The sequence below is a fragment of the Flavobacterium procerum genome, from assembly GCF_042431625.1.
Classification (GTDB): domain Bacteria; phylum Bacteroidota; class Bacteroidia; order Flavobacteriales; family Flavobacteriaceae; genus Flavobacterium; species Flavobacterium procerum.
In genome coordinates this window covers 44,258-68,769 of sequence record NZ_JBHLYW010000010.1, presented here as the reverse complement: position 1 = coordinate 68,769, position 24,512 = coordinate 44,258, and the positions used below count along the sequence as shown (strand labels likewise).

Annotated in this window: 24 protein-coding genes, 1 pseudogene and 1 riboswitch; of the genes and pseudogenes, 3 read left to right on the top strand and 22 right to left on the bottom strand. The window is 33.8% G+C overall.

The genetic code is table 11. The features are described 5' to 3' along the window. Nucleotide 1: 1 nt before the first annotated feature. A complete protein-coding gene (locus ACFFLS_RS14720) occupies nucleotides 2-796 on the top strand; it encodes an MOSC domain-containing protein (RefSeq protein ID WP_379689489.1) in 795 nt (264 codons plus the stop codon). On the opposite strand, the gene ACFFLS_RS14715 is transcribed toward ACFFLS_RS14720, so the two are convergent. The 14 genes and pseudogenes from ACFFLS_RS14715 to ACFFLS_RS14650 form a co-directional block, all read right to left on the bottom strand. Next, nucleotides 793-2,685, bottom strand: a complete 1,893-nt coding sequence (locus ACFFLS_RS14715; RefSeq protein ID WP_379689487.1) for a DUF3857 domain-containing protein — start codon at nucleotides 2,683-2,685, stop codon at nucleotides 793-795. The genes ACFFLS_RS14720 and ACFFLS_RS14715 overlap by 4 nt on opposite strands. Then, nucleotides 2,682-4,568 (bottom strand): DUF3858 domain-containing protein, encoded by a 1,887-nt coding sequence (locus ACFFLS_RS14710; RefSeq protein ID WP_379689485.1) that lies wholly within the window; start codon nucleotides 4,566-4,568, stop codon nucleotides 2,682-2,684. Before ACFFLS_RS14710 ends, ACFFLS_RS14715 begins: the two co-directional genes overlap by 4 nt. Nucleotides 4,569-4,672: 104 nt before the next feature. Continuing rightward, the gene (locus ACFFLS_RS14705) at nucleotides 4,673-5,383 is read right to left on the bottom strand and encodes a HesA/MoeB/ThiF family protein (RefSeq protein WP_379684739.1); all 711 of its coding nucleotides are present in this window, start codon (nucleotides 5,381-5,383) and stop codon (nucleotides 4,673-4,675) included. 110 nt (nucleotides 5,384-5,493) lie between these two features. Further along, nucleotides 5,494-6,621, bottom strand: coding sequence for a 2-iminoacetate synthase ThiH (gene thiH / locus ACFFLS_RS14700; protein ID WP_379684740.1), 1,128 nt, complete (start codon nucleotides 6,619-6,621; stop codon nucleotides 5,494-5,496). Between the two features lie 69 nt (nucleotides 6,622-6,690). Next, a complete protein-coding gene (locus tag ACFFLS_RS14695; RefSeq protein ID WP_379684741.1) occupies nucleotides 6,691-7,068 on the bottom strand; it encodes a GxxExxY protein in 378 nt (125 codons plus the stop codon). Between the two features lie 130 nt (nucleotides 7,069-7,198). Further along, the gene (locus ACFFLS_RS14690) at nucleotides 7,199-7,975 is read right to left on the bottom strand and encodes a thiazole synthase (protein ID WP_379684742.1); all 777 of its coding nucleotides are present in this window, start codon (nucleotides 7,973-7,975) and stop codon (nucleotides 7,199-7,201) included. Next, on the bottom strand, nucleotides 7,944-8,594 hold the full coding sequence (locus tag ACFFLS_RS14685; RefSeq protein WP_379684743.1) for a thiamine phosphate synthase: 651 nt from the start codon (nucleotides 8,592-8,594) through the stop codon (nucleotides 7,944-7,946). The genes ACFFLS_RS14690 and ACFFLS_RS14685 overlap by 32 nt, the downstream gene beginning before the upstream one ends. Then, nucleotides 8,587-9,327: a hydroxymethylpyrimidine/phosphomethylpyrimidine kinase gene (locus ACFFLS_RS14680; RefSeq protein ID WP_379684744.1), complete on the bottom strand. Its 741-nt coding sequence runs from the start codon at nucleotides 9,325-9,327 to the stop codon at nucleotides 8,587-8,589. The genes ACFFLS_RS14685 and ACFFLS_RS14680 overlap by 8 nt, the downstream gene beginning before the upstream one ends. Continuing rightward, on the bottom strand, nucleotides 9,285-9,908 hold the full coding sequence (locus tag ACFFLS_RS14675; protein ID WP_379684745.1) for a thiamine phosphate synthase: 624 nt from the start codon (nucleotides 9,906-9,908) through the stop codon (nucleotides 9,285-9,287). Before ACFFLS_RS14675 ends, ACFFLS_RS14680 begins: the two co-directional genes overlap by 43 nt. A 39-nt stretch (nucleotides 9,909-9,947) precedes the next feature. Further along, nucleotides 9,948-11,771, bottom strand: coding sequence for a phosphomethylpyrimidine synthase ThiC (thiC, locus tag ACFFLS_RS14670; protein ID WP_379684746.1), 1,824 nt, complete (start codon nucleotides 11,769-11,771; stop codon nucleotides 9,948-9,950). A gap of 145 nt (nucleotides 11,772-11,916) precedes the next feature. Continuing rightward, nucleotides 11,917-12,123, bottom strand: a complete 207-nt coding sequence (gene thiS / locus ACFFLS_RS14665) for a sulfur carrier protein ThiS (RefSeq protein ID WP_379684747.1) — start codon at nucleotides 12,121-12,123, stop codon at nucleotides 11,917-11,919. 66 nt (nucleotides 12,124-12,189) lie between these two features. Further along, a riboswitch (TPP riboswitch) is annotated at nucleotides 12,190-12,286 on the bottom strand. A 100-nt stretch (nucleotides 12,287-12,386) separates the two neighbouring features. After that, nucleotides 12,387-12,951: pseudogene (locus tag ACFFLS_RS14660) on the bottom strand (DNA-3-methyladenine glycosylase I). After that, complete coding sequence (locus ACFFLS_RS14655; RefSeq protein WP_379684748.1) at nucleotides 12,951-13,577, bottom strand: hypothetical protein; 627 nt, start codon at nucleotides 13,575-13,577, stop codon at nucleotides 12,951-12,953. Before ACFFLS_RS14655 ends, ACFFLS_RS14660 begins: the two are co-directional and overlap by 1 nt. Next, nucleotides 13,574-14,254 (bottom strand): queuosine precursor transporter, encoded by a 681-nt coding sequence (locus tag ACFFLS_RS14650; RefSeq protein WP_379684749.1) that lies wholly within the window; start codon nucleotides 14,252-14,254, stop codon nucleotides 13,574-13,576. Before ACFFLS_RS14650 ends, ACFFLS_RS14655 begins: the two co-directional genes overlap by 4 nt. Nucleotides 14,255-14,424: 170 nt before the next feature. On the opposite strand from ACFFLS_RS14650, the gene ACFFLS_RS14645 reads away from it, so the two are divergent. Beyond that, nucleotides 14,425-16,545, top strand: coding sequence for a M3 family metallopeptidase (locus tag ACFFLS_RS14645; RefSeq protein ID WP_379684750.1), 2,121 nt, complete (start codon nucleotides 14,425-14,427; stop codon nucleotides 16,543-16,545). 97 nt (nucleotides 16,546-16,642) lie between these two features. Here ACFFLS_RS14645 and tsf read toward each other — a convergent pair whose 3' ends face one another. The 6 genes from tsf to ACFFLS_RS14615 all read right to left on the bottom strand — a co-directional run bounded on the left by tsf (nucleotide 16,643) and on the right by ACFFLS_RS14615 (nucleotide 21,307). Continuing rightward, nucleotides 16,643-17,605, bottom strand: a complete 963-nt coding sequence (tsf, locus tag ACFFLS_RS14640; RefSeq protein ID WP_379684751.1) for a translation elongation factor Ts — start codon at nucleotides 17,603-17,605, stop codon at nucleotides 16,643-16,645. 140 nt (nucleotides 17,606-17,745) lie between these two features. Next, on the bottom strand, nucleotides 17,746-18,510 hold the full coding sequence (gene rpsB, locus ACFFLS_RS14635) for a 30S ribosomal protein S2 (protein WP_379684752.1): 765 nt from the start codon (nucleotides 18,508-18,510) through the stop codon (nucleotides 17,746-17,748). A gap of 176 nt (nucleotides 18,511-18,686) precedes the next feature. Continuing rightward, nucleotides 18,687-19,073, bottom strand: coding sequence for a 30S ribosomal protein S9 (gene rpsI / locus ACFFLS_RS14630; protein WP_026728618.1), 387 nt, complete (start codon nucleotides 19,071-19,073; stop codon nucleotides 18,687-18,689). Continuing rightward, nucleotides 19,073-19,528 carry a 50S ribosomal protein L13 gene (gene rplM / locus ACFFLS_RS14625; protein ID WP_379684753.1) on the bottom strand — a complete coding sequence of 152 codons (456 nt, stop codon included), beginning with the start codon at nucleotides 19,526-19,528 and terminating at the stop codon, nucleotides 19,073-19,075. The genes rpsI and rplM overlap by 1 nt, the downstream gene beginning before the upstream one ends. A 193-nt stretch (nucleotides 19,529-19,721) precedes the next feature. After that, the gene (locus ACFFLS_RS14620; protein ID WP_379689483.1) at nucleotides 19,722-20,534 is read right to left on the bottom strand and encodes a ferritin-like domain-containing protein; all 813 of its coding nucleotides are present in this window, start codon (nucleotides 20,532-20,534) and stop codon (nucleotides 19,722-19,724) included. A gap of 26 nt (nucleotides 20,535-20,560) precedes the next feature. Beyond that, complete coding sequence (locus ACFFLS_RS14615) at nucleotides 20,561-21,307, bottom strand: ferritin-like domain-containing protein (protein ID WP_379689481.1); 747 nt, start codon at nucleotides 21,305-21,307, stop codon at nucleotides 20,561-20,563. A 208-nt stretch (nucleotides 21,308-21,515) separates the two neighbouring features. On the opposite strand from ACFFLS_RS14615, the gene ACFFLS_RS14610 reads away from it, so the two are divergent. Next, on the top strand, nucleotides 21,516-22,541 hold the full coding sequence (locus tag ACFFLS_RS14610) for a LacI family DNA-binding transcriptional regulator (RefSeq protein WP_091493493.1): 1,026 nt from the start codon (nucleotides 21,516-21,518) through the stop codon (nucleotides 22,539-22,541). Between the two features lie 40 nt (nucleotides 22,542-22,581). Here ACFFLS_RS14610 and ACFFLS_RS14605 read toward each other — a convergent pair whose 3' ends face one another. Beyond that, the gene (locus ACFFLS_RS14605; protein WP_379689480.1) at nucleotides 22,582-22,941 is read right to left on the bottom strand and encodes a hypothetical protein; all 360 of its coding nucleotides are present in this window, start codon (nucleotides 22,939-22,941) and stop codon (nucleotides 22,582-22,584) included. Between the two features lie 212 nt (nucleotides 22,942-23,153). Then, on the bottom strand, nucleotides 23,154-24,332 hold the full coding sequence (locus tag ACFFLS_RS14600; protein ID WP_379684759.1) for a DUF2931 family protein: 1,179 nt from the start codon (nucleotides 24,330-24,332) through the stop codon (nucleotides 23,154-23,156). Between the last annotated feature and the right edge of the window lie 180 nt (nucleotides 24,333-24,512).

Below are 24,512 nucleotides of genomic sequence, written 5' to 3'. Positions count from 1 at the left end.
AATGAGTGAAGTTTATCAGGTAACAGAAATCTATATTTATCCTATAAAAAGTCTTGCTGGAATTAGTCTGAACCAAGCCAAGACTGAAGAAATGGGGTTCGAAAATGACAGAAGATGGATGCTGATTAATTCGGAAAATGTTCATGTGACCCAAAGGGAATACCCGATAATGAGTCAGTTTTATCCGCAGATTTCAGATGGCAAAATTAAAATTGCTTTTGAGAGTGAAAATCATGAGTTCTCGATGGACGAATTTTTAGAAAATCCAATAAAGTCAAATGTTTGGGAGGATAAAAGTGAAGTTTTCGAAGTCAGTAAAACTTCTTCAAAATGGTTTAGCGATAAATTAGGTTTTGAATGCAGGCTGGTAAAGATTATAAAAAGTGGCGATAGAAAACATGAAAGTTCGCGAACCAATGAAATCTATAATGTAAGTCTCGCAGACGGTTATCCGTATTTGTTGATTGGAACCCAAAGCCTTGATTTTTTAAATGAAAAATTAGAAGAAAAAATCACCATCAAAAGATTTCGTCCTAATATTGTTGTAAGCACGAAAAATGCTCATGAAGAAGATGATTTTAAGACTTTTACAATTGGAGAAGTTCAGTTTAAAAATATAAAGCCTTGCGGTAGATGCATCATGGTGAATAACGATCCGCAGAAAGGAATTGTAAAAAAAGAGCCTCTAAAAACGTTGAGCAAATATCGAGATGTAAATAATTCTGTTTTGTTCGGAACTAATATCGTTAGTCTGAATTCGGGAATTATTAGTGTTGGTGATGAGGTTGTGTTTTAATTTACTTTAGTCAAAAGAAGTGTGCTATTATTAAAATCATGCAAAGCGTTGATCATATCTCTGTATTCCTTGTACTTTTCTTTTTCCAAATAAGTGAAATTATAAAGTTCTTCGACCTCTATCTTTACAGTATTTCCGTCAATTTTTGCACTTGATTTAAATGAACCGATTGTCTCATTGCTGTCGTTTTTAATTTCTTTGTTAAAAACTAAATTAGAAACATTTTTAACGGTATATCCTGCGGGAATTTTTAGAGTAATAGAATTGATTTTTTTATTTGGATAAGACAATACAATAGGATTTACTCTGTCGGTTTCTTGATGTAGGCTTATTTGTTTTCCCAAAACTTTTCCAATCGTAATCAAGTTGTTTTTTCCAGCATTTTCAATCCAAGATTCTTTTACTTTTACTTCATCGTTAATTGTAAAAGGTTTTTCTAAGTCATAATTATACTTGTATTCCTTATTTTCAAAATTGTAATTTAGAACTTCAACATCTATATCGCTAAATGTATTATTCTTTACAAAATCATTTATTTTTTCTTGAGAAATATACTTTACCACATGTCTAAAATAGGTAGCTAGATAACCAGCATATGTACTTTTCTTGCTTACCGAAACGGTTTCCATATCATCATCTATTGTAATGTCGCTTGCTGTTTTTACAACATTATCTTCCATTAAGACGTTCTCGATTTTTTTGAATTCGTAAGTGACCTGCTGTTTAGGTTCCTGATCAAAATAGACAGCATCATTGTTTACCGAAAGTGCATTTGGTTGGCCATAAGGCATCCAGAATTGAAAAGGAGATAGATATTTTTTTGTTTCAGGAATGTAAATCAAAATTTCTGATAATGCATCTGGAACTACATTTTCTCTATCAAATTTGTCGTCAAATTTATCGGTTGAAGCCACAAACTGATATTTTATTTTAAGATAATCTAAAACATCTTTATAAAAATACAGCACCATAGCTCTAGTCATTTTTTTGGTTTCCAGCGCTTTTTTATAAACATATTGTTTGTCAATCTCTATGTTTTCTTTTAGAAATATATCTATGAATTTTATTTTTTCATCGGTTGATAGAGCAGGGTCATTTAATTTATGATCTTCTACAAAACCTCTAATCATTGATTTGGCACTTACGCCATCAGCAAAATTGTAAAGAGAGTTATAATAGCTAATATAATCATACGCTTTTGACGTATTTAGAAAGTAATAAACCTTTGCGAGATTTGCTAGGTTTGCGGCGTTTTTTTCAAATTTATAGGCAGGCAGATTTGATGCAGTGTAAATGGTAATTTTGCCGAAGCTTTCCTTCTTCATTCCATTATAAGCGGCTGTGTAAGTTTGTGCCTGACTGATTTTATTGATTTGAAATTTAGCATTCAGAACAGGAATATCTCTTTGGAAGTAATCGACACCACTAAATTCTGGAAAATCTTTAATAACATAATAATATTCAATAATATCACCTTTTTCAACACCTTCAAAAACAAACTGCTTTTCGCTAGTGCCTTGTTTTTCTATGATTTTTTCTTTTGGAAGTTCCTCAATTTTACCGTCGGGTTTGATTACGCGAACTTTCAAATCTCTGTAATCTCTTACATAGCGATTGTTTATACTAACCTTGTTATACTCGTTGATTCCAGTTTCAGATACTATTTTTATAGCCTGATGTCTTACAATAAATGCGCTGTAGGCGTAGCTTCCGACTTTATTTTCATAAAGGCGATAATCTTTTAAAACAACTGCTGGATAACTTGCAAACTCAGCAGGGATTTCTTGAAATTTAGGAATTTCGTCCCATTTGTAATGTTTTACTTCTTCTTCCTGAGAGAATGAAACTTGTGCCAGTAAAAGGGTAATTAGTAAAATTAGCTTTTTCATTTTTTAAGAAGAATAATATTTTGATTGTATTGTTTTGTTATGTTTTTTACAGCAGTGTTCCAAGTTTCAAAATCGGTTTTCTCAATTAGTAAGGTGTTTATTGCCATTGTTTGACTAATAATAATCGAATTGTTGCCTTTTTTATACGTTATATTTGCTGTTAATAGATTATTGCCGAAATTAAAATTCTCAGGCAAATAATCTACCGTATATCCTTCGGGAATAGTAAATTCATATTCAAAAGCATATGATTTTTTAAAGTTATTTTCGACAGGAGTTTTTCGTTTTTCGATATTAATTCTTGCATCCGAATAAGGGAAAAATAAAATTGGCTTGAAAAGCAATTGATTATCCGTTTTTTTAATCCATTTATCTAACTCAAATTGATATTGAATTTCGAGCGGATTTTGAGATAAGTCATCATTTTTGACAGTGACATTAGAAGTTTTAATGTTCTGGATAAAATGGGCAAAATAATCTCTAAGCATTTCATTTTGATCAGAGCTGGTTTTGTAATTACCCATGAATTCCGTTTTTAAAAATCCATTTAAGTCCAAATTTGTCTGTCCAATTAGTAAATCTGAACCAAGTTTGATTTTAAATTTGCCATTTATTTTGTTCTGATCAGAAGGTATAACAGGAACCGGAATGATTTTATATTTTTCATTATCAACTCTAACCAAAGCTTGCTTTCCTTGAAGAAATGGAGTTACGTTTGGAAACAAAGAATAGCTGCCAGTTGCGTCAAGAAAGACATCTTTGTTGTTAATTCTGGCAACTGCAATCATGTGATTGTCAACAATTGGGCTTGGGACATTTTCGTAAGTATAATTGTTATGACGCGTTCCTATCCAAGCAATATTCGATTCTACGCCTGCATAATGCAACATTTCATTTAACAAATTAGCCATGTCTTTACAATCGCCATATTTTTTTTGTAGCACAGATGCCGCTTCACGAGGAATAAAGCCACCCATTCCGTCTTCAAAAGCAACGTAATTTATTTTGCTTTGAACGTAATCAAAAATAGCTTTAGTTTTATCATAATCGGTTGTTAGGCCACTAATTAACTCATTGGTTTTTTCCTTGACCTGCGTCTGATCTTGTTTGTTTATGTCTTTAATTGTCTCAGAATAAAAACGATAAAGATTATTGATGTTTCCAACAACGTTTTGAATCCCAGAGTCATTTTTAAAGCTTTTGATGTAAAAAATCAAGTGTGGGCTATAGTATGAAAATGCAGGAGAATCTTTTTCTTTTTCTTCTTTTGCGGTATTTAACATTAACCATGTGTAAATGGTAAAATCACCTTCAGTATCTTTTTTAAATTCGATATTTTCATTGCTCGTATTTCCCTGAATGATGTATCCAATTTCAACATCCTTTGATACTTTCAAAACAATTTTAGACGATTTGCATTCCAGATGGTCTTTAAAATAGTAACTTTCTAAAAATTGAGGTTTTTTAAATTCTTTTTTATAGAAAGAATAGGTCAGCGATCCTTCTTCAAGATTTAAAAAATTGTAATATTTGAATTTCATGTCATGAACAAAAATATTTCCAATTTCTCTATTTTCAGTTCCAATAAACCCAACTTTTTGTTTTTTGTTGTCTGGTGAGATGCTGTAAGCGTTAATGTCGAAAACCTTTTCAAAAGATTCTATATAATTGATAGTGTTTCCTGATACAGATTTGTCAGTTTTGTCTCCTATCCATTTACTTTCAGCTGAAGAAAGAATAATTGATAGTTGATTATTCTTTACCATGATCTCATAGGCATCTTTTTTTTCTGAGATGTATGATTTTTGTTTCGTACTTTGAGCGGTACCAGTAAAAAAGACTAAAAAAAATAAGGATGAAAGGTATTGTAATTTTTTAATCATTTAAGAATATAATTTGATGCCCTTAGAATAAATTTTAAGCAATAATAACAAATTAAATTCAAATTAGTTATACCAAATTTTTTATTTTTTAAAAGATTTCTTACTTAAAAATGCAGCTTCGTAAAACTCCAATTTAGAGTATTAAAAAGTATCAATTCATTATTTAGAGTTGGAAGTTCGAGAATCAATTTGAGTGTTTCATGCGCCATCATGTTGCCGATAATTCCAGGCAATGTTCCTAAAACGCCATTCAGATTACAATTCGGAACATCTTTTGGATTAGGCATTTCTGGAAATAAATCGCGAAGATTTTTATTTCCGTTATGATTGAAAACAGCAACTTGCCCTTCAAATTTTAAAATACTTCCATAAATCAACGGCTTTTTCAGCTCAACGCAAGTGTCATTCACCAAATAACGCGTCGAGAAATTATCAGAACCATCGACAATTACGTCATATTGCGCTATAATTTTTGAAGCATTTTCAGTCGTTAGTTTCTCATTGATTGAAACAGCTTCGATTAATGGATTTAATTTTGAAACTGCTTTTTGAGCAACAATTGCTTTATGTTGCCCAATTTCGTTTTCGGTATACAAAATCTGTCGATGTAGATTATGAATCTCAACAGTATCAAAATCCATAATTCCGATAAAACCAACTCCAGCGGTTGCAATATATTGTAAAACCGGACAACCTAAACCGCCAGCTCCAATTACCAAAACACGTGCTTTTTTTAGTTTTTCTTGACCTTCGTCTCCAATTTCAGGGAGAATCGTTTGTCTGTTGTAACGAAGGAATTCTTGTATAATGCTCACTTTCGATTTTAGATTTTAGATTGATGTTGGAATTTGGAATTTATCCTGAGGATTCGAGATTGGAATTTATAATTTTAGATTGAATGATTAGCAGATAAAAAATCTGAAATCTAAACTCTAAACTCCGAAATAAAACTCTTGTCCCAATCTTTCCAAACAGGTTCATAACCTGCATTTTTTATGATTTTTGAAATTTCTTCTGCCGAACGTTCATCGCTGATTTCGAATTGCTCCAAAGATTGCGGATCGACCACATAACCGCCTGGATTTGTTTTAGAACCAGCACTCATGCTCGTAACGCCAATTGGTATTATATGGTTTCTGAATTTTTCATTTTCACGCGTTGAAATCGAAATTTCCAAATCTTCATTCCACAATCTATAAGCACAAATTAATTGTGTCAAATCTTTATCGTCCATAATAAAATTTGGTTCGATAATGCCTTCAGCTGGGCGAAGACGCGGAAAAGAAACCGAATATTTGGTCTGCCAGTATTTCTTCTGTAAATAATCTAAATGCAAGGCATTGAAAAAGCTGTCTGTCCGCCAATCTTCCAAACCTAATAAAACGCCTAAACCAATTTTATGAATTCCTGCAGTTCCTATTCGGTCGGGAGTTTCCAGTCGGTAATCAAAATTGGATTTTTTGCCTTTTGTATGATACTTTTTATAAACTTCCTGATGATAGGTTTCCTGATAAACTAAAACAGAATAAACTCCAGCATTATGCAAACGTTCATAATCTTCTGTAGAAAGAGGCTGTACTTCAACAGAAATTATCGAAAAATCTTTTTTGATTAAGTTGATTGCATTCAGAAAATAATTGATGTTTACCGTATAATTTGCCTCGCCAGTTACCAATAAAACATGATTGAAGCCTGTGTTTTTTAATGCCTCGACTTCGAGTTTTATTTCGGCATCAGAGAGCGTTTTTCTTTTGATTTTATTGTCGAGACTGAATCCGCAATAGGTGCAAATGTTTTGGCATTCGTTGCTTAAATAAAGCGGTGCATACATTTGAATGGTTTTTCCAAAACGTTTCTTGGTGATTTCATGGCATTTCTGTGCCATTTGCTCTAAAAAATTTTGTGCAATCGGAGAAATCAAAACCAAAAAATCATCGAGATTGTATTTGGTTTTAGCCAAAGTCCGTTCGACATCTTTTGATGTAGTTTGGTATATTCTGGATTGAATTTCATCCCAATTGTATTGCTCAAAGATAGATTTGAATGTTTTCATTTTATTTTGATTTCACGCAGATTTGGCAGATTTAAGCTGATTAAAAATGATTTAATTTTTAATCTGTCGTTAAAATTTATTTGCTATTCTTTTAATGTCATTAAGAATATTTGTAGTATTGAAATTTACTAACAGTCCTAATTTTTTGTTTGTTAATCTTAAATAAGTAGCTAGTTGTTTATAATGAATTGCAGCTAAATCGTCTACTGATTTTAGTTCAATTATTACTTTGTCTTCAACTAAAATATCAATCCTAAAAGCAGGATCTAAAGTTATTTCTTCATAAGGAATTATAACTTCAACTTGTTTTTGAATTTTTAATTCCAATTTTTCTAATTCGTAAAACAAAGCACTCTCATAAACAGATTCAAATAAACCTGGACCTAAATTGTTATACACTTTAAAAATTGCTCCTCTTATCAAATATGATATTTCATTTTCAGTCATAATTCTTTAATTTAAAAAAAAACAAATTAAAGAATTTTCTTTCTTTTTTATTTCATGTTTTACAGATTTAAGAGAAATAAAATCGTATTTAATCTGCTTAAATCTGCCAAATCTGCGTGAAAAAAAAAAATCACTCATAAAGAAAAGCAGTCAAAGGACTAGAAGCCGAAGCAAAGTTTTGCTGATTAGCAATTCGAGCTTCAAAAGCTTTTCTTCCTGCAATAACAGCCTCCTTAAAAGCCTCTGCCATTAAACTTGGGTTTCCTGCAACGGCAATTGCAGTATTCACCAAAACAGCATCAGCACCAATCTCCATTGCTTTTGCGGCGTCGGACGGAGCGCCAATTCCAGCGTCGACAATAACAGGAACGGTACTTTGTTCAATTATTATTTCTAAGAAATCAATAGTTTTTAAGCCTTTGTTACTTCCAATTGGCGAACCCAAAGGCATTACAGCAGAAGTTCCGGCATTTTCTAAATGTTTGCATAAAACGGGATCGGCATGAATGTACGGAAGCACAATAAAACCAAGCTTCGCCAATTCTTCAGTTGCTTTTAATGTTTCAACAGGATCAGGCATTAAATATTTTGGATCAGGATGTATTTCCAGTTTTACCCAATTGGTTTCTAATGCTTCACGAGCTAACTGCGAAGCAAAAACAGCTTCTTTAGCATTTCTTGCGCCAGAAGTATTGGGTAATAAATTAATATTCGGATGTTTTAAATGCGATAAAATGGCATCAGTATCTGTTTCAAAATCAATTCGTTTCAATGCAACAGTAACCAATTCGCTTTCTGAGGCTAAAATTGCTTGCTCCATTTCTTCATTTGAACCAAATTTTCCGGTTCCTAAAAACAAACGAGATTTAAGAGCTTTATCTCCTATTTTGAACAATGAGGTCTGCATATAGTTTTTCGTTTAATTGTTGAATCAATTTTTCTTTTTCATCGCTTTCGGTAATAATTCCGGAAACGGCAATTCCAAAGATTCCAGTTTCCATTAACGGACTCACATCTCGCAATGTAATACCGCCAATAGCATAAACTGGAATCTCAATTTTATTTTTTTTCAGTTTTTGAAGAATATCAAAATAACCAGATAATCCTAAAATCGGACTAAGTTTTTCTTTTGTAGCAGTAAAGCGAAAAGGCCCTAAACCAATATAATCACAGCCATTTTTGACATGATTCTCAATGTCTTCAAAAGTATTAGCAGTTCCTCCAATTATTTTTGAAGTTCCTAAAAAAGCTCTTGCTTCGTCGATTTTGGTATCGGTTAAACCTAAATGAACGCCATCGGCATCTATCTCTTTGGCCAGATGTAAATCGTCGTTTACAATAAAATTGGCGGCATATTTTTCGCATAAAGGTTTTACCGCTTCCGCTAAAGCAAAAGTGTCTTTTTGCGTTTGGTCTTTAAAACGCATTTGCACCCAATTACAGCCAGCGTCAAGTGCTTGATGAATGTTATGCAATTGTTTTTCGATGGTTTCGCCCTGCGAGATATATTGAAGTTTGCTAGACATAGTGATATCCGATTAAAGTTGATGTTGAACTCAGGTAATTTTCGATATAGATTTTAGCATTTTTGCAGGCCTCTTTTATCGTTTGATTCAAAGCTAAATTGGAAGCAATTGCAGACGAAAGAACACAGCCCGAACCATGTTTTTCAGAACATTTTTGGTTTGACGGAAACAATTCTAAAATTTCATTTTTTAGAAATAAACGATCTGTCCCCAAAGCTTTTTCGTTATGTCCGCCTTTCAACAAAATGTTCGTTGAAAACTCATTTTCCTTAGAATTAAAATCAGGAAACAATATTTCGGCTTCATGATAATTTGGCGTAATCAAATCGATTTTTGAGAGCGTTTTATTTAAATCAAAATGATTTTGAACTTCCATAAATTCAAACTTTGTTGTCGATTTTAAAACGGGATCCCAGATAATTTTCGTTGAAGGAGAAAGCAGTTTTATGGTTGAAACAATTCGGCTTAAATCGTATACAGAAGATACAATTCCAATTTTTACCGCACAGATTTTATAATTCAAAAACAAGGTTTCAATAGAACGAATAACAAAGCTCAAATCCGTCCACTGAATTTCATAAAACTGATTTTCGGTCTGAATGGTATTTGCTGTCGAAATAGCAAAACCAGTTACTTTGTGCTGTTCAAATGTTTTGATATCCGCCAAAATTCCAGCACCTCCCGAAGAATCTAAACCAGCGATTGTGAGTACGAAAGGACGTTCTTCTGACATAATTTAAATTGTTTTAATGGATTTTCATTTTTCCAAATACTTCCCAAAAGCGCCACATCGTCAAAACCTTTTTCCAAGACTTTCTGAACGTTGTCGGAATCGATTCCGCCTAAAGCGACCACTTTTGTCAGTTGGTTTGTTCGTAATTTCATTTCTTCGAAAAGATCTTTTTCAGGATGATGATTTTCTTTAGAAATACTTTTAAAAACAGGGCTTAGAAAGGCATAATCAAAATCTTTTTTTAGGGAATTAAAATCTTCAATTGAATGTGTTGATGTTGATTTAGATTCGTTTTTATCTCTACAAAGTTTTGAAAACTTTGCAGGATGTTCATGGTCATTTTTTCTTTCTTTTTCAGAGAAATGAAATCTTTGAATACCAAAATCTTCCGCCAAATCATGATGATTGTGCAAAACCAGATTAGTCCTGAATTCCAATTTTATTTGATGAATAAACTGCGCCAGTTCTAATTTTGAAAAATCCGGTTTTCTGATATGAAATAAGGGCAATCCTTCTGCTAGTAAAGAATGAACTGTTTCAATTTCGTTTACAACATTAAAAGGATTAGAAATTACAATCATATCTTTTTTCTATATTCTTTTCTCTATTTTCTAAAAACTCTAAATATAAATCTCTTTCCCTTGTTCAATAAATTCCTCTGATTTCTCTTGCATTCCTTTTTCTGCAGCGGCGACATCTCTGATTTCTTGAGATATTTTCATAGAGCAGAATTTTGGCCCGCACATCGAACAGAAATGGGCCACTTTTGCACCATCGGCAGGAAGTGTTTCATCATGGAATTCTCTCGCCGTATCTGGATCTAAAGCCAAGTTAAACTGGTCTTCCCAACGGAATTCAAAACGGGCTTTGCTTAAAGCATTGTCACGATATTGCGCTCCCGGATGACCTTTTGCCAAATCAGCCGCATGAGCAGAAATCTTATAGGTGATTACACCATCTTTTACGTCTTTTTTATTCGGTAAACCCAAGTGTTCTTTTGGTGTTACATAACATAACATCGCACAGCCATACCAACCAATCATGGCGGCGCCAATTGCTGAAGTTATATGGTCGTACCCCGGTGCAATATCAGTCGTTAAAGGGCCTAATGTGTAAAACGGAGCTTCATGACAATGTTCTAATTGCTTGTCCATATTTTCTTTGATCATGTGCATCGGAACGTGTCCAGGGCCTTCAATAAAAACCTGAACGTCGTGTTTCCAAGCAATTTTGGTCAATTCTCCCAAAGTTTCTAATTCGGCAAACTGCGCAGCGTCATTCGCATCGGCAATCGAGCCTGGACGCAAACCGTCTCCAAGAGAAAAAGCAACGTCGTATTGTTTCATGATTTCGCAGATTTCCTCAAAATGCGTGTACAAGAAATTTTCTTTATGATGAAATAAACACCATTTTGCCATAATCGATCCGCCTCGTGAAACGATTCCCGTAACACGATTGGCAGTTAGATGAATGTAACGAAGTAAGACTCCGGCATGAATTGTAAAGTATGAAACACCTTGTTCTGCCTGCTCTATCAATGTATCTCGAAAAATTTCCCAAGTTAGGTCTTCGGCAATTCCTTTTACTTTTTCTAAAGCTTGATAAATAGGAACAGTTCCAATTGGAACTGGAGAATTTCTAATAATCCATTCTCTGGTTTCGTGAATATTTTTTCCTGTTGACAAATCCATAATCGTGTCAGCTCCCCAGCGGCAGGCCCAAACGGCTTTTTCAACTTCTTCTTCAATGCTCGAAGTTACTGCGCTGTTTCCGATGTTTGCATTGATTTTTACAAGAAAATTACGTCCTACAATCATCGGTTCACTTTCTGGATGGTTAATGTTGTTCGGGATAATCGCTCTTCCGCAAGCGACTTCAGAACGAACAAATTCTGGTGTAATTTTGTTTTTTGGAGTATTCGCGCCAAAGCTGTTTCCGCTGTGCTGACACTGCATTGCTTTAGTTTGCTCATTTAAAAGTTCAATTCGCTGGTTTTCACGAATCGCGATGTATTCCATTTCTGGAGTGATAATGCCTTGTTTGGCGTAATATAGTTGTGTTACATTGGCACCTTTTTTAGCGCGTTTTGGTTGATGTAAATATTCGAAACGTAAATGATTTAGCGTTTCATCTTTTAAGCGGCTTTGACCGTAATCTGAAGTGATTTCGTCTAAAATTTCAACATCATTTCGGTCTAGAATCCAACTTTCGCGTAAGCGTGGTAATCCTTTTCTGATATCAATTTCGATATTTGGATCAGTGTAAGGCCCAGAAGTATCATAAACGGTTACGGGTGGATTTTTCTCAATGCCACCATTTGAAAGTTTGGTGTCGCTCAAAGAAATTTCGCGCATGGCCACTTTTATCGGATGTATTTCTCCATCGATATAAACCTTTTTAGAATTTGGAAATGGGGTTCTGGATATTTGTTCTTCTGTAGTCATAGTGTTTTTTGTTTCAGGTTTGAAGTTTAAAGTTTCAAGTTGATTCTGATTGTTTTTAAAACGTTTTTCTGTATAGATGCACTGCAGTGCGTCTACGTCCAGTATATAATTGGAATTTGGTTTTTTTGAATTGGAATTTCAAAAATTAACCTCCCTGAGTAGCAGAAATAATTAAAATTTCGTCGGTTTCTTGAACGAAGAATTCGTTCCATTTGGTTTTTGGAACAACGGTATTGTTGACAGCAATGGCGATTCCGTTTTGTTTATGCGGAATTTCGAGATCGAGCAATGATTGAACGCTTAGCGATTCAGCATTGAATTGTTTGGTTTGTTGATTGATTTTTAGTTCCATTCCTTTTTGAGTTTAGTGTACAGATACACAATAGGAATGGCTACAATTGCGCATAAAAATGCGCTAAGAAGTCATCTTACTTTTCCCTACGCTAGTATGAACTAGATCAGGTTCAGAGGGTAAAATCTCAGCCTGCATGTTGCAGACACCCCTAAAGTGTGAAGCAAATGTAATGAAAATTTTGTTTGAGAGTTTAAAAAAGTTTCAAGTTTCAGGTTTCAAGTTGTAAACTGAACACTAAAAACTGTTGACTGAACACTGAATTACTGATTTCTAGTCCAGCAATCTTCGGCGTGATCATTGACCATTCCGGTTGCTTGCATGTGTGCGTAAATTACGGTTGAACCGACAAATTTAAAGCCTCTTTTCTTTAAATCTTTGCTGATCTTCATCTGAAAGGGGAGTAGTGGCTGGAGCTTCTTTTGAAGTCTTTAGGTTGTTTATGATGGGTTTTCCGTCTGTATATTTCCAGATATAATCAGAGAAAGTGCCAAATTCTTCTTGAACTTTCATAAAAGCCTGAGCGTTTGTAACTGCGGCTTTAATTTTTAATTTATTTCGAATAATTCCAGTATTCTGCATTAATTCTTCGATTTTTTCTTCGGAGTAATCCGCTACTTTTTTATAATCAAAATAATCAAAAGCTGCTCTGAAGTTCTCTCTCTTATTCAAAATCGTAATCCAGCTTAAACCAGCTTGGAAGGTTTCGAGAATTAAAAACTCGAATAAAGTTGGGTCGTCATAAACCGGAACGCCCCATTCTTCATCATGATATCTTTTGTACAAATCGCTGGCATTACACCAACTGCATCTTACTTTGTCTTCCATCATTTTCCAATTTTCCAGTGATAACCTTTTACGCTCGGTATATAAGCTTTTGTTCCAATTATGATTAGATCGGTGTAGATTTTCTTTTTGTATTTAATTCCGATGGCTTGTCCGGAGGTGTACATTTTATTGGCTTCGAATTTGAATTTTATTTTGGCATCAGTAAATTTTGCATCCGAAATTTTTTCTACCAGCCAAGTCGATTTCCATTTGATTTCAATTTCATCTTCAGCTGTTTTGGTAATGCTTTTGATCAACTTTATTCCGTCAGCTGGAATGTTATGATTTTCAATAAGCTCCTTTTGTGTTAGGGTTTCTCCAGTTTTACAATCCGATATAAATTTCTTGAAATAGGTTATTCCTAAAAACTTTTCGTTTTCTATTTTTTCCACCGCAATGCTATCATTTACAGTTTCTTTGTTTTCAGTAGCAACTTCCGTTTTGGTGATTTTGTCTACAATTGAGTTTTTATATTCTTTTACGGTTTCAACAGTGCTTTCTGAAATATTTTCTATTTGATCAGAAATCTTGTCCGTGACTTCTAATAATTGCTTTTTAGCATTTTTTGAACAACTTATAAAACAGCTCGCTATGATTCCTAAAAAGTATATTTTGTAATTTTTCATTCTTGTAAATGTTCTTCGCTTTTTGGGTGATTATCTTTTTCAAGATATTCTTTAATCAAATGATGTCCGACATAAATTAACGGTGTCAACACGATGGCAAGCGTAAGTTTAAAAATATAACCTGTTAGTCCGGAGGTAATGTAGGTTTTAAAATCGATTTTTCCGGGAAGCCAAAAGGCAATTCCGAGAACAATAAACGAGTCGAATAACTGCGAAATGACTGTAGACCCAGTAGCTCTGAGCCATATTTTTTTCTCACCAGTACGTTTCTTAAAAAACCAGAATATCCAGACGTCAATGAGTTGCGAGACCATAAAGGCGATTACGCTTCCAAAAATAATCCACATACTCTGTCCAAAAACGGCTTCAAATTGATCATCGTTTACAGGACTAATGCCTTTCGCGGCTGGAATTGCAATGGCCATAAAAAGTATAAGAAATGCATAGGCAATTAAACAAGCCGTTATAAAAGAAAGTTTTTTGACACCTTTTTCTCCAAAATACTCATTAATTAAATCAGTAGTTAAAAATACGATTGGCCAAGGCAGAATTCCGATACTCATTACAAATGGACCAATCTGAATTAATTTTCCTCCTATAAGTTCTGCCACAACGGCATTTGTTATAAATATACCAGCAAGTACAACAAATACGATTTCTTTTTTGGTTTTAAACATTTTAATTTTATAAATGATATTCCAAAATTAATCTTTTTCTGTTGACTTAAAAAATGCTTATTTCTATTAAAAGGAACTCTTGTGCTAACATAAAAGTTAAAATTTCTTCTTTGCGGTTGATTTTCGTTATTTTTGAAACATAACAAGTTTATATAATCAAATTTAGAGTAATGAAAAGAATACTAACATTTTTTCTCATGGGTACAACCTTTCTGAGTGCAGAGGCACAGACCAATTCAAACAATCCTTTACTAAAACCCTGGACAGGACCTTATGGCGGTGTTCCGGCTTTTAATGAATATAAGGTCGCAGATTTTAAACCGGCACTTGAATTCGCAATTCAGGAAAAACTCAGCGAAGTTGATGCTATCGCAAACAATCCGAAAGCACCGACTTTTGACAATACAATTGCCGCAATGGAGCGTTCAGGAAAAACAATCGACAGGATTTCTACTGTGTACGGAATCTACAGGTCTAATTTAAGCAGTCCTGAATTTAGTGCTATTGATAGAGAAATGTCACCAAAATTTTCTGAATTTAGCGACAAAATCAATCAAAACAAAAAGCTTTTTACAAGAATAGAAACACTTTACAATTCAAAAGAAAGCAAAAAACTAACCAGCGAACAACAACGTTTGATCTGGTTGTACTACACTAATTTTGTTCGTCAGGGAGCGAAATTAAATGAAGCTGATAAAGCGAAAGTAGCAGCAATCAATAAAGAACTAGCGTCACTTTATACTCGTTTCAGCCAGAATTTATTGGCAGAAGAGCAGAACCAGTACGTGGCTTTAGAAAAAGAAAGCGATTTTGACGGTCTTCCTGATGAGGTGAAAAAAGCTGCTATGGCAGAAGCTAAAACAAGAAAATTGAATGTTTTAGGATGTATTGCTAATACACGTTCGTCAATTGAGCCATTTTTAACTTTCTCGACACGTAGAGATTTAAGAGAAAAAGCTTTTGATATCTTCGTAAAAAGAGGTGATAACGGAAATGCAAACGACAACAATTCTACAGCAGTTTCTATTTTAGAATTAAGAACTCAAAAAGCGAAATTGTTAGGTTTTCCAACATTTGCAAATTGGAGTTTGTCAAACAAAATGGCAAAAGATCCGCAGAAAACTTTAGATCTAATGCTTTCTGTGTGGGAGCCTGCAGTTGAAAAAGTACACGAAGACGTAGCTGAAATGCAGAAAATAGTAGATGCAGAAGGAGGGAAATTTAAAATTCAGCCTTGGGATTATCGTTTTTATGCGGAAAAAGTTAGAAAAGCAAAATACGATTTAGATCAGAACGAAGTTAAGCCTTATTTGCAGTTAGAAAACCTTCGTGAAGGAATGTTTTGGGTAGCAGGTGAGTTGTTTAATTTAAGTTTCAAACAAGTTACCAATGTGCCAGTTTACCACCCAGATGTGCGTGTTTGGGAAGTAAGTAATAAATTGACAGGAAAAGCTGTTGGACTTTGGTATTTTGACCCGTATGCTCGTGCAGGAAAACGTTCTGGCGCCTGGATGAATGCTTATCGCAATCAGCAGAGAATGGATGGAGAAGTGCTTACTATTGTGTCTAACAATTGTAACTTTATTAAAGGAGCGGCAAATGAGCCAATCTTGATTTCTTGGGAAGATGCTTCTACATTATTCCACGAATTCGGACATGCACTTCATGGTTTATGTTCAAATGTTACTTATCCGAGCTTAGCAGGAACTTCAGTAGCTCGTGATTATGTTGAGTTCCCGTCTCAATTATTGGAGCATTGGTTGGCGACTCCAGAAGTATTAAACAAATTTGCATTGCATTATAAAACCGGAGAACCGCTTCCAAAGTCTTTAGTAGATAGAATTGAGAGAGCTGGAACTTTTGGAGAAGGATTTTCGACTGTTGAGACCATTTCAAGTTCATTGGTTGATATGAAGCTACATTTGGCAACAGAAAAAATAGATCCAAAGAAATTCGAAAAAGAAACTTTAGATGCGCTTCATATGCCTTCAGAAATTGTAATGAGACACAGAATTCCACAGTTTGGACATATCTTTTCAGGTGATGGATATTCTGCAGGATATTACAGTTATTTATGGGCAGATGTAATAAATGCTGATGCTTGGGAAGCTTTTACAGAAGGAAAAGGTGCTTATGATAAAGCGGTGGCAAAACGTCTATATGAAAGTGTTTTCAGTGTAGGAAATACAATTGATCAGGAAAAAGCATACGAAAACTTCAGAGGAAGAGCTCCTAAATCTGATGCTTTAATGCGAGCAAGAAACTTTCCGGTTGTTGGAACTAAAAAATAAATAATGGAATGCAGGCGTGCTTTGTGCGTCTGCATTACCAAATAAAAAAGCCCGAATAAATAAATATTCGGGCTTTTTATATTGAAAAAATAATATATTAACCTAAAGTAACTCTTTTGAAACCTGTGATTTCAACGTTGAATCCTTTTACGTAGTCACCAACTTTTTTACTGTCATCTTTGATGAAGTTTTGATCAAGTAAAGCTTTTTCTTGGTCTAAAGTAGTGTTGTCAGAAATGAAACGCTGTACTTTTCCAGGAATAATTTTGTCCCAAATTTGCTCTGGTTTACCTTCAGCTTTTAATTCAGCTTTAGCATCTTCTTCAGCTTGTTTTAAAACTTCAGGAGTTAATTGAGAGAAAGAGATGTATTTAGGAACATTTTTTAAAGTTTTTCCTAAACGTTTTGCTTCTTCATTGTCTTTTTCAATTACAGCAATACGAGCAGCAAGTTCAGATTCAACAAAAGCAGGATCAAAATCTTTGTAAGATAATGTGTCAGCTCCCATAGAAGCAACTTGCATAGAAACGTCTTTTGTTAAAGTCTCAGCATTAGCGATTGGAGAAGAAATAGCTGTTAAAGCAGCAATTTTGTTAACGTGAACATAAGATCCAACGAAAGCACCTTCTAAAATTTCGAAACCACCGATTTCGATTTTTTCACCAATAACACCTGTTTGCTCGATTAATTTTTCAGCAACAGTAATTCCGTTGAAATCAGAAGCTAAGAATTCTTCTTTAGAAGAGAAGTTAATAGCTCTTTCAACTAAATCTTTAGCTAAAGTTACGAAAGCTTCATTTTTACCTACGAAGTCAGTTTCGCAGTTTAAAGTGATGATAGCTCCTTTAGTGTTGTCTGCATTGATAAAAGAAACAGCAGCTCCTTCAGAAGACTCACGGTCAGAACGATTAGCAGCAACTTTTTGTCCTTTTTCTCTAAGGATTTGTATAGCTTTGTCGAAATCTCCTTCAGCTTCAACTAAAGCTTTTTTACAGTCCATCATTCCGGCACCTGTAGATTGTCTTAATTTATTTACGTCTGCAGCAGTAATTGTTGCCATAATATTTTAAGTTTTAATGTGTTTAAAAGTAAAAAATTCCAGCTTTTAAATCCCAAACTCCAATTTTAATAAATTATCAACATAACGTTTTTAATTCTGGTTGGATTTTGGAATTTAAAATTTGGAATTTAAAATTTGATTTATTCTTCAGTTGCAGGAGCTTCAGCTTCAACAGCAGGAGCTTCTTCCTCAGCAACTTCAACTTCTTTCTCTGCACCTCTGTCAGAAAGACCTTCGATTACAGCAGTAGTTACTAAAGATAAAATTTTGTCAATTGATTTAGAAGCATCATCATTTGCAGGAATCACGTAATCAACCTCTCTTGGGTCAGAATTCGTATCAACCATTGCGAAAACTGGAATGTTTAATTTTTGAGCTTCTTTTATTGCGATGTGTTCAGCTTTGATATCTACTACGAACAATGCAGCTGGTAGTCTAGACATGTCAGCGATTGAACCTAAGTTTTTCTCTAATTTAGCACGTAGACGATCAACTTGCAAACGCTCTTTTTTAGATAACGTCATGAAAGTACCATCTTTCTTCATTTTATCGATAGAAGACATTTTTTTAACTGCCTTTCTGATAGTTACGAAGTTAGTTAGCATTCCACCTGGCCATCTTTCAGTGATGTAAGGCATGTTTGCAGCTTTTGCTTTATCAGCAACGATGTCTTTTGCTTGTTTTTTGGTAGCTACGAATAAGATTTTTCTACCTGATGCAGCGATTTTTTTCAAAGCTTCGTTAGCTTCTTCAATTTTAGCTGCAGTTTTATATAGATTGATAATGTGAATACCATTACGCTCCATATAAATGTAAGGAGCCATGTTTGGATCCCATTTTCTAGTCATGTGTCCGAAGTGAACACCTGCTTCTAGTAATTCTTTTACTTCTATTTTGTTTGCCATTTTTGTACTAGTTTACGTTCTGTTGATTAGCAATGTATAAATGGCGATTTCTCTGGCTTTATACATTTAGATGCTAAACTATATCCTACCTCGATAGGAGAGCAACAATAACTGTGTTTTTTAATTTCAATAAATAATTGATAATGTCTTGTCCCATCTGAACAAGACAGGTAATATTAACGTTTAGAGAACTGGAATCTCTTACGAGCTTTCTTCTGACCGAATTTCTTACGTTCAACCATTCTTGGGTCTCTTGTTAACAAACCTTCTGGTTTAAGGATAGCTCTGTTTTCAGCGTTAACTTCACACATTACGCGTGCTAATGCCATTCTTACAGCTTCTGCCTGACCAGTTGTACCACCTCCGTAAACGTTTACTTTTACATCAAAGTTACCAGCGTTTTCTGTCATAGAAAGCGGTTGTAAAACTTTGTATTGTAAAGTTGCAGTTGGAAAGTAAGTTGCGAATTCTTTTTTGTTTACAGTGATGTTTCCAGTTCCTTCAGAAACGTATACACGTGCAACAGCGGTTTTTCTTCTACCGATTTTGTGAATAACTCCCATTACTTAAGATCATTTAGGTTAACAGTTCTAGGTTTTTGAGCTCCGTGTTTGTGCTCAGATCCTACAACAACATTTAGATTTCTAAAAAGTTCTGCTCCTAATTTGTTTTTAGGCAACATACCTTTTACAGCTTTTTCTACTAATGCAGCTGGATTTTTAGCTTGCAATACTTTAGCAGTTAAAGTTCTTTGTCCTCCTGGGTAACCTGTATGACGCATGTAAATTTTGTCATTCATTTTTGTACCTGTAAGGTTAATTTTTTCTGAGTTGATAACAATTACGTTATCTCCACAGTCAACGTGCGGTGTGTAACTTGGTTTGTACTTACCTCTTAAGATCATAGCGACCTTTGAAGCAAGACGTCCTAAGTTATGACCTTCAGCGTCAACAACAATCCACTCTTTAGTTACAGTGCTTTTGTTTGCCGAAACTGTTTTGTAGCTTAATGCGTCCATAATATTATTTTAATTAAACATTCCATCCCCAATAAAGGGGATGCAAAAGTACAATTAATTATTTTAAAACCAAATACCTGAAAGAATATTTTATTGGCTGAAAATCAGGCATTCAGTTTTTGAATTAATTAGGGAATAAAAAAACCGTCTGTACAATAAAGTAAAGACGGTTAAATATTTGGAAAAATAATTATTATACAATAAAAATATTGGCTATGTCAACTACTTGCTGTGTTGTAAGTGGTTCGTCATAAGCTTCTGAGCCTGCTGCCGCTCCAAATGCCGTTGCAGTATTAAATCCAGCCTGCATCGTTACGCCTTCGCCATCATATACTGCTTGTGTTGCGGCGGGCATTCCAGCACCTCTTTCGGCATTGGAAATCCATCCTTTTAAACCTCTAAGTCTTCTTACTTCAGAAGCATGTCGAGCTTCAACCGAATGAATCTGAAGAGCAGCTGTTAATAAATCTGGAGTAGTAATTAGATTTGCAGCCTGTCCTTTATAGGCTCTTACTCCTGTATCTTCAAAGGCTTGAGCCAAAGCTAAAAAAGTCGGGTAATCGTGAAAAGGGTCAAAAGCGCCTCCTACTGTAAAGTCAAAAGTGGGTTTTGGAACAAAATTGGCGCTGGAAGTTCCGCCTAATCCCGCAATTAAAAATTTTACATGATCAGATTCGTGTGCAGCGATTTGTTGAAATACTTTTAAATCACGTCCGCCATTTTCAGAGGCCGGAATTACGCCAGAATCTAATGCCATGGCATAAAATTCATTTTCAAGATATTCTAACGTCAGTGCAAATTGTAAAGCTCCAATTGGAGTAGCAGGCGTTGCTGTAATGTCTTTTGCTAATGCTTTATTCGCCAGTGCCGATAATCCGAAAGGGATAGATGCTAAGGCTAAATTTTTTCCAATGTTCCCAAACTGTGAAAAACTGTCTCTTCTAGAACCAGTACTATTCATTAAGTTGTCATCCGTAAAGGATTCTATAAATTTTAAGATGTTCATAATTTCTGATTTTTAGCTGGTTAGGATTAAGGCAAGTATTTAGCAGTAAATTTTGTGGTAATAAAATTGGCGGCAATCGGCAGGATTTTAGACGGATCTTTTGCATCGTCTAAACCTGTTGACATATTTACAATATCATCTCCGGCAAAATCTTTAGAATTCGGATTAATCAAGCTTCTAATGGCAGAAGCATGACGCGCTTCTACTGATACAATTTTTCCTGCTAACAATAAATAGTCTGCAGTTTTAATTAATTTGCCTGCTCCATTATAAGCAGCAACGCCTGTATCTTCTAATGCTTTTGCTGTAGCTAAAACTTCTGTACGGCTGTTGAAATTTAAAGAACCGTAATTAAAAGCTAAAGAAGGAAGTAATTGAGAGCTCGGATTTGGAAGTGCTCCGGTTAAAGCGGCTTTAAAAAAATCTCTATGAATAACTTCGTGATGATATAAATCTGTTAACACTTGACGTTCAACAGTACTGAATACGGTATTAAAACTACTTGCATTTACAACTTTTGTATAAAAATCGGCTTCTAATTGTTCTAAAGCATAGGCATAGGTAAGAACGCCGAAATCTCCAGAACCTAAATCGAAGACGCCATTTCGTATCCCAGGAAGAGAGGTGTCTTCCATATCATCATTATTGTCATTGTCGCTACATCCGGCCAAAACCAGACCTGTTGTCGCTAATGTTAATCCACTGAGCTTAAGAAAGCTTCTTCTGCTATTCAGTGAGGGATCAACTTCATGAATTTTAACTTCGTTTTTCATAATTAAGTTTTTTAATAGTTAACAACAGTTGGTCTCTAGTTATTTGGTATTTAAGTATTAACGAAATTTTTGTAAGGGCGGTTTTAGAAAATGGGTTTATTTATTTATTATTTCGAAATGACTGAGATTTTTAAATACTAATAGCTTCTTTTTGTTTTATTTTCGGTAATTCTACTATATTTGTATTAATTACATAAAATTCAATTGGATGAAAGCTAAAGCAACTCTAAAACAAATTGCGAAAGAACTTGGTGTTTCTGTTTCGACTGTATCTAAAGCGTTGAATGACAGTCCAGAAATTAGTGAGCAAACGAAGGTGAAGATTAAGGAGTATGCAAAACTCAAAAATTATAAGCCAAATGTTATTGGTCTGAATTTAAAGAATCGTAAAACCAAAACGATTGGAGTAATTATACCTAATATATTGAACTCTTTCTTTGCGAAAGTTTTTAGTGGTATCGAAAAAGTTGCCGATAAAAAAGGATACAATGTAATTACGTGTATCTCTAATGAATCTTTAGAGAAAGAAGTTCATACATTAGAAATGCTGAGCAATGGAACCATCGACGGATTTATTTTGTCTGTTTCGCAAGAAGCTCAAAAACTTCAAGATTACAATCATTTTTCTGAAATTATAAATGATGGAACCCCAATCGTAATGTTTGATCGTATTGCTGATGAAGTAGATTGTGACAAAGTAGTTGTAGACGATTATGATTCGGCTATCAACTCCACGCAGCATTTGATTAATTTGGGTTGTAAAAATATTGCTCTAATCTCTTCTGTAGATAATATTAGTGTCGGAAAACTAAGAACAGAAGGATATTTAAAAGCACTAAAAGACAATAATATTCCGATAAACGAAAAAATTATTCTTCGTACTGATTCGGAAGAGGATATGAAAGCTAAGATCGAAGGAATTTTTGATCATAAAATCGACGGAATTTTTGCTTTGGATGAAAATGATTCGGTTGCGGCATTAAGAGTAAGTTTGAAAAAAGGATACAGAGTTCCAGAAGATATTTCAATCATTGGTTTTGCTGACGGAATTTTAGCTTCTAGACGTTTATCGCCAAGTTTGACAACTGTAAGCCAACATGGAGTTGAAATTGGAGAAGTAGCGGCTAAAAGATTAATCGAAAGATTAGAAGAACCGGAAGGAACGGTTTCAGAATATGAAACAATCGTGATTAAGACGAAATTAAAAGAACGAGAATCGACTAGAAAAGTCTAAATAAGAGAAAAACCATCAGTTTTAGCTGATGGTTTTTTGTTTAAAAATTTAAAATCCCAAAACATGCATAAAATCCAATAATTAAAGTTGGGAAAAATAACAACAATAAAAAATAATTTGCATTTCTTAGATTTATTTTTTTGTGTTTACTAAAATCAAGTACCTCCATTATTAGAGCTATATTAATTAGAAATAGGATAAAAGTTGAAAAAAAGATAAGTATCAAAAGACCTTCTAATCCCATTTTTACAAATTCTCCAATTAAGTACAATAGAAAAAATATGATTGATGGGATTAAAATTCTGGCAGCAATATGTATCATCACATCAAAAATCTTTGTATCAGTATTATTGGAATTAGGTTTTTTAATTTCAAATAGTTCATTTAGTTCTTGGTTCATTGTATTTTGTATTTATTGTTTTTTATATAATTTTATAAAAAAAGGTAATAAACATACATATGATAAAACTTCAAAAATACGAAACAACCAATCATAAGCATCCTGATCCATAGGTATTGTTAAACGAATAAATCTACAGAGTTGCACTAGTAAAAGTATACTTATTGCTATAATTGCTAATAGTGTGTGACTTTTCATTTTTTATTATTTTATTATTCTGCATCAAATACTTCTACAAATGAGTTTGGTATTTCCATTTCATTTGTTGGTGATTTCAGACAAACTTTGCCACAATAAACAGGCTTTTTGATATTGCTTTTTACGATTTTATCATCAAATTTGATATATAATTGCACGTCTATATTATGTTCGTAAAAAGTTTGAAAACGATTCATTAATTGATTGTTATATTGTCTCGCTTCAAGAGGCTCTAAATTTTGATAGGGGATTTTACCATCAAGCAGACCAATATTAATACGAACTTCAAGCTGATGATGAAAACGATCTTTTATATAAAGCACCATTTCTGAGACTAGGGCTTTTGTATTTGTTGTGTCTGTTAAAAAATCTAAACCGTTATTGTATATATAATAGTTCTCATGGTTTATAAAGTGAAGCGAATAATCGTAAATTTTAAAATCGGGATTATTAACAACAATAGTATAATGATAACGTTTTAAACGGTTTTTGTAATATTCATTGCTTATTTTGTTTTGTTTGATTTCTTCTTGAACAAAAAGAGGCATTTGTTTTCGATATACTTCTAATAGTACAGATTTATCTCCTTTATGAAAATCGTTCCAATTCATTTGTGTTTCATGCGCCTGATAGGTGCCTATTTCAATAACAGCACAACCACTAATCCATAAGGTTACCAAACCTTTTGGGGCTATGCCTAATAAAAAAGTGCTGTATTTGTTTTCAGATTCCGTTCCATTATCATTTTTGTAGGTTCCGTAATCTTTTTTAAAAAGATCGTATATTTTTTTTTGAGGGAGTTCAAAATCTCCCGTATAAAATTTATCTTCTGCATACGAAAACCAAGTAATGCTCATGCGTTCAGGTATTCTTCTTTTTTCATTGCCCACAACATAAATACCGCCACCGTCTTCCCAACGATTGTTGCCTAAATATTCGCCGCTTGGTATCCATTGTGATTCTCCTTTAGAATCTGTAAAATCGCCATGTACCACTTCCATAGGGGCTGTAAGGTCTGCGCCTACATTTGCCAGCCATTCAAATTTTTCTGTTTTTACAAGCATTTCTTTTTGTTTTTTATCTGATAAAAAATAATAAAATAGTTCCGTTCCTTTTTCTTGCCATAATTTGCGTCCCACAAAAGCCAATAAAATAATGACTAAGGCAATATATATTTTGTTTAAATAGTTCATTTAAAGTGTTGTTATTTTATTTGAAGTACAATTGCACGAAGTATTAAATTAGACAATGTGAGTAATATCAATAATGCAAACAGTATTTTTGATAGTTTTTTTTTGAACTCATATACATATACAAAACCTGAAAAAAATATAGTAAAAACAGGAATAGCATTGTAAATAATCCCTTGAATA

Coding starts and splice junctions, on each gene's coding strand:
- ACFFLS_RS14675 (WP_379684745.1), bottom strand. CDS start 9,908: ATGATTGTAATTTCTAATCCTTTTAATGTTGTAAACGAAATTGAAACA.
- ACFFLS_RS14650 (WP_379684749.1), bottom strand. CDS start 14,254: ATGTTTAAAACCAAAAAAGAAATCGTATTTGTTGTACTTGCTGGTATA.
- ACFFLS_RS14690 (WP_379684742.1), bottom strand. CDS start 7,975: ATGCAGACCTCATTGTTCAAAATAGGAGATAAAGCTCTTAAATCTCGT.
- ACFFLS_RS14715 (WP_379689487.1), bottom strand. CDS start 2,685: ATGAAAAAGCTAATTTTACTAATTACCCTTTTACTGGCACAAGTTTCA.
- ACFFLS_RS14620 (WP_379689483.1), bottom strand. CDS start 20,534: ATGAACATCTTAAAATTTATAGAATCCTTTACGGATGACAACTTAATG.
- rpsI (WP_026728618.1), bottom strand. CDS start 19,073: ATGGGAGTTATTCACAAAATCGGTAGAAGAAAAACCGCTGTTGCACGT.
- rplM (WP_379684753.1), bottom strand. CDS start 19,528: ATGGACGCATTAAGCTACAAAACAGTTTCGGCAAACAAAAGCACTGTA.
- ACFFLS_RS14655 (WP_379684748.1), bottom strand. CDS start 13,577: ATGAAAAATTACAAAATATACTTTTTAGGAATCATAGCGAGCTGTTTT.
- thiH (WP_379684740.1), bottom strand. CDS start 6,621: ATGAAAACATTCAAATCTATCTTTGAGCAATACAATTGGGATGAAATT.
- ACFFLS_RS14710 (WP_379689485.1), bottom strand. CDS start 4,568: ATGATTAAAAAATTACAATACCTTTCATCCTTATTTTTTTTAGTCTTT.
- ACFFLS_RS14645 (WP_379684750.1), top strand. CDS start 14,425: ATGAAAAGAATACTAACATTTTTTCTCATGGGTACAACCTTTCTGAGT.
- rpsB (WP_379684752.1), bottom strand. CDS start 18,510: ATGGCAAACAAAATAGAAGTAAAAGAATTACTAGAAGCAGGTGTTCAC.
- ACFFLS_RS14720 (WP_379689489.1), top strand. CDS start 2: ATGAGTGAAGTTTATCAGGTAACAGAAATCTATATTTATCCTATAAAA.
- ACFFLS_RS14680 (WP_379684744.1), bottom strand. CDS start 9,327: ATGTCAGAAGAACGTCCTTTCGTACTCACAATCGCTGGTTTAGATTCT.
- ACFFLS_RS14610 (WP_091493493.1), top strand. CDS start 21,516: ATGAAAGCTAAAGCAACTCTAAAACAAATTGCGAAAGAACTTGGTGTT.
- ACFFLS_RS14615 (WP_379689481.1), bottom strand. CDS start 21,307: ATGAAAAACGAAGTTAAAATTCATGAAGTTGATCCCTCACTGAATAGC.
- tsf (WP_379684751.1), bottom strand. CDS start 17,605: ATGGCAACAATTACTGCTGCAGACGTAAATAAATTAAGACAATCTACA.
- ACFFLS_RS14695 (WP_379684741.1), bottom strand. CDS start 7,068: ATGACTGAAAATGAAATATCATATTTGATAAGAGGAGCAATTTTTAAA.
- ACFFLS_RS14685 (WP_379684743.1), bottom strand. CDS start 8,594: ATGTCTAGCAAACTTCAATATATCTCGCAGGGCGAAACCATCGAAAAA.
- thiS (WP_379684747.1), bottom strand. CDS start 12,123: ATGGAACTAAAAATCAATCAACAAACCAAACAATTCAATGCTGAATCG.
- ACFFLS_RS14605 (WP_379689480.1), bottom strand. CDS start 22,941: ATGAACCAAGAACTAAATGAACTATTTGAAATTAAAAAACCTAATTCC.
- ACFFLS_RS14600 (WP_379684759.1), bottom strand. CDS start 24,332: ATGAACTATTTAAACAAAATATATATTGCCTTAGTCATTATTTTATTG.
- thiC (WP_379684746.1), bottom strand. CDS start 11,771: ATGACTACAGAAGAACAAATATCCAGAACCCCATTTCCAAATTCTAAA.